General features: G+C 53.2%; 4 protein-coding genes. 2 read left to right on the forward strand and 2 right to left on the reverse strand.

Going from position 1 to position 3,262, the window contains the following annotated elements; genetic code table 11:
* On the forward strand, window positions 1-1,298 hold a 1,298-nt coding region (locus HWQ67_RS15050), incomplete at its 5' end, for a molybdopterin dinucleotide binding domain-containing protein (protein ID WP_218253511.1).
* Window positions 1,295-1,849 carry a 4Fe-4S dicluster domain-containing protein gene (locus HWQ67_RS15055; RefSeq protein ID WP_218253512.1) on the forward strand — a complete coding sequence of 185 codons (555 nt, stop codon included), beginning with the start codon at window positions 1,295-1,297 and terminating at the stop codon, window positions 1,847-1,849. The genes HWQ67_RS15050 and HWQ67_RS15055, both read left to right, overlap by 4 nt.
* Before the next feature lie 113 nt (window positions 1,850-1,962).
* Here the strand turns inward: HWQ67_RS15055 and HWQ67_RS15060 are convergent, their stop codons facing one another.
* Together HWQ67_RS15060 and HWQ67_RS15065 are read right to left on the reverse strand one after the other, a co-directional pair.
* Window positions 1,963-2,202 carry a hypothetical protein gene (locus tag HWQ67_RS15060; RefSeq protein ID WP_218253513.1) on the reverse strand — a complete coding sequence of 80 codons (240 nt, stop codon included), beginning with the start codon at window positions 2,200-2,202 and terminating at the stop codon, window positions 1,963-1,965.
* A 101-nt stretch (window positions 2,203-2,303) separates the two neighbouring features.
* Window positions 2,304-3,262, reverse strand: a 959-nt coding sequence (locus tag HWQ67_RS15065) for a GDP-L-fucose synthase family protein (protein ID WP_218253514.1), incomplete at its 5' end; no start/stop codon positions are given.

The raw sequence follows: 3,262 nt of genomic DNA on the forward strand, positions 1-3,262 counted from the left end.
GGGTCTGCGACATCCCCAAGGGCACCATATATCGCATCGCCAGAGAACTTGCCTCATACCGCCCCAAGGCGATGATACACCGCGGATATCACGGTGGCTATGGAGCGGGCTACCTCAACAGCTTCCAGACCGCACGGGCGGTGGCCATTGTCAACGCACTCCTTGGCAACTATGAGCGCACGGGCGGGTTGTACATGCCGTTGCAACCAACGTTAGGCGAGCTAAAGGAGGCAGGGCATCCTTCGCCCGATATCCCCGGGGTTCCAAAGGCCGATGGCTCGGGCATTCCTGGCAGGTATCCGGCGGGGTCGTACTCCGACGGCATCTCACATGCAATACCGGAACTGGCACTCTCTGGTGTGTTGAAGGCGGGCTTTGTCTATCACTCAAACCCGGCCAGAACCAACCCCAATCCCAAACGCGTCATTGCCGGCTACAGGAACTTGCAATTGCTGGTGACCATCGACTGTGTGATGTCGGAGACGGCAGCCCTGGCGCATTACGTGTTGCCGGAGTCCTTCTTCCTGGAGCGTGACGACAGCGTGGACACCGTACACTCGGCAAGGGTGGCTCAACTGACCATCACCCAACAGGTCGTACCACCCATACATGACACCAAACCGTTATTGGACATCCTCAAGGGGATATCCAAGGGCGTTGGCATAGAGAAATACTTTAACTTTACAAACGAGGAGCTCAACCACTTCCGTCTGAAACCATTTGGCGTAACCCTGGAGACGCTCAAGAAAGAGGGCGTCGTTGAAGTCGGGCCGCACTGGGTGGAAGGCTTTAAGCCCTGCAAGACCCCGTCGGGCAAGGTGGAGATATACTCCGACAGACTATCCGCTTGGTCTGTAGACCCCCTCCCAAGATGGCAGGAGCCACTGTTGTCCCCGGATAAGAACGACCCGCATTCTTTCAGGCTTATCCACGGCAAGCAGTCCGTCGCCACACACTCGATGACCGCCAACATTGCCATCCTGATGCAGTTAAGCATTCGTTACAACCTCCTGCGTCTGTGGATGAACACGCAGCGCGGCCAACGTCTGGGCCTCAAGGACGGTGACATGGTCGTCATAGACAACGAGCTTGGCAGGGGCGTTGTCAAGGTCAGGCTCACCGAGGGGATACATCCATCGGCGGTGTGGTTGCCCAGTGGGTATGGGATATTTTCGCAGGCATTACAAAACGCCTATGGCATCGGGCCATCCTACAACGATTTTCTGAACACGCACTTTGACCCCGTCGTGGGGCACGTTATGAGTTCGGAGGTCATTGTAAAGGTGAAAAAGGTATGACGCAAGAAAAAAAACATAAGTGGGTTATGGTTATCAACCCTGCCAGGTGTGTTGGGTGTTATGCCTGTGTAATCGCCTGTCAAAACCAGAACTCGTTGGAGATACCACAATACTACAATCGCATTGAGGAACGTGAGATGGGCGTTTATCCGCATTTCAGCAGGAGTTTTCTGCCCGTGGCGTGTCAGCACTGCGACAATCCGCCCTGCGTAAGGGTCTGTCCCGTTGGGGCATCCTACAAGCGCCAGGACGGCGTTGTCATGGTTGACCATAATACGTGCATTGGGTGTAAGTACTGTATCCTTGCGTGTCCCTACGACGTCAGGATAATCAGCAAACAGCACGGTTACGTCCACAAGTGTAACTTTTGCATCGAGCACGTGCAGAAGGGTGAGCTGCCCGCCTGCGTCACGACGTGTCCGATGGGTGTGCGAACCTTCGGCGACATAAACGACACAAGCAGCGAAGTGCACGGGCTTATCGGCACCCGGAAGACAGGTCTCTTGCAGAAGGAGCTAAATACCAAGCCCTCTGTTTACTACATCCTATGAAGAAAGAAGATAATAGTTCAGCTATACAATTGAAATGTTGTGTATAATCAACCCAATGTCACATTTAAGTAAACATGCAGATTGTCGGTTGCAGAGATTGGAATATGACATTGTCAAGCTAAAGAGTTAACAATTGTCCCGATAATAACTAAAACCATAAAACTAAGTGTAGGTAGAATAAGCTTCTCATATCGATACAACCAATCTTTTTTTGTTATTTCTTCTATATAAAGCGGCTTATCCTCCTTTGTCAATATTTTTACGTTATGGGGATCACTTTCTTTATTCACCACTTTTACAACATAAGGATCACCGTCTGCATTTACTATTTTTACCTCGACTTCATCTGGCATTTAGTCACGGCCTCCTTTTCTAACACTGCCATTTATAGTACTACAACTCCCCACCCCTTTGTCAAGCAAAAAAAAACTGCTCGAAACGCCCTCCTCAACTCCTACCCGCCACCGTGATTGTCCTTAAACCACTCATAGGTCAACCGCAGCCCCTCTTGGAGTGAAAATGACGGCTGCCATCCCAGAGACAACATGGCGCTGCTGTCCAGGAGCTTCTGCATCGTGCCATCGGGCCTGGACGTATCCCACACGATATCGCCCTTGTATCCGACGACGGAGGCGATCAATCCGGCCAGTTCTCTGATAGAGTAGTCCTTGCCGGTGCCGACGTTGTAGTGGACGTTGGCAAGACGTTGGGCGTTGTGCATCACAAAGATCGAGGCATCGGCCACGTCCTCGCTGTAGACGAACTCCCGACGAGGGTTGCCGCTGCCCCAAAGCTCTATCTTGCTGTCCCCTCTGCGTGCGGCGTCGTGGAGCTTGCGGATCAGGGCGGAGAGGACGTGCGAGCTGGTTAGGTCGAAGTTGTCGTAGGGGCCAAACATTGAGTTGGGAAGCAGGGCAATAAAACGCTTGGTATCGTACTGAGTGTTGTAGGCCCTGCACGCTATGACACCGGCTATCTTTGCCGCGGCATAGGCCTCGCTGGTTTGCTCGATCTCCCCGGTGAAGAGATAGCCCTCACGGATGGGCTGCGCAGAGTGCTTGGGATAGATGCAGGAGGAACCATAGAAGATGACGTGCTTGGCCTCGTAACGCTGTGCGGCCTCAAAGACGTTGTCCTGAATCGAAATGTTGGCGTGGAGAAAGTCCGCCGGCCAGGTCTTGTTTGCCATGATGCCACCGGTCTTGCCCGCAGCCAGGAAGACGTACTCCGGCCTGTTGGCGCTAAAAAACGTCTCCACCTCCGCCTTCTCACTGAGGTTCAACTCTGCCCGCGTCATGGTTATCACGTTAGTGAATCCGTGTTGGGCAGAGTTGAACCTCAGTGAGAAGGCGGAGGTGGAGACGTTTTTTAGCGCCAACAGGCCGGAGTACGTCTTCCTGGCTGCGGGCAAGA

It is taken from the genome of Candidatus Magnetobacterium casense (genome assembly GCF_019173545.1).
GTDB lineage: Bacteria > Nitrospirota > Thermodesulfovibrionia > Thermodesulfovibrionales > Magnetobacteriaceae > Magnetobacterium > Magnetobacterium cryptolimnobacter.

Bases quoted from the DNA above. Each gene is read 5' to 3' on its own strand.
- HWQ67_RS15055 (WP_218253512.1), top strand. From the start codon at position 1,295: ATGACGCAAGAAAAAAAACATAAGTGGGTTATGGTTATCAACCCTGCC.
- HWQ67_RS15060 (WP_218253513.1), bottom strand. From the start codon at position 2,202: ATGCCAGATGAAGTCGAGGTAAAAATAGTAAATGCAGACGGTGATCCT.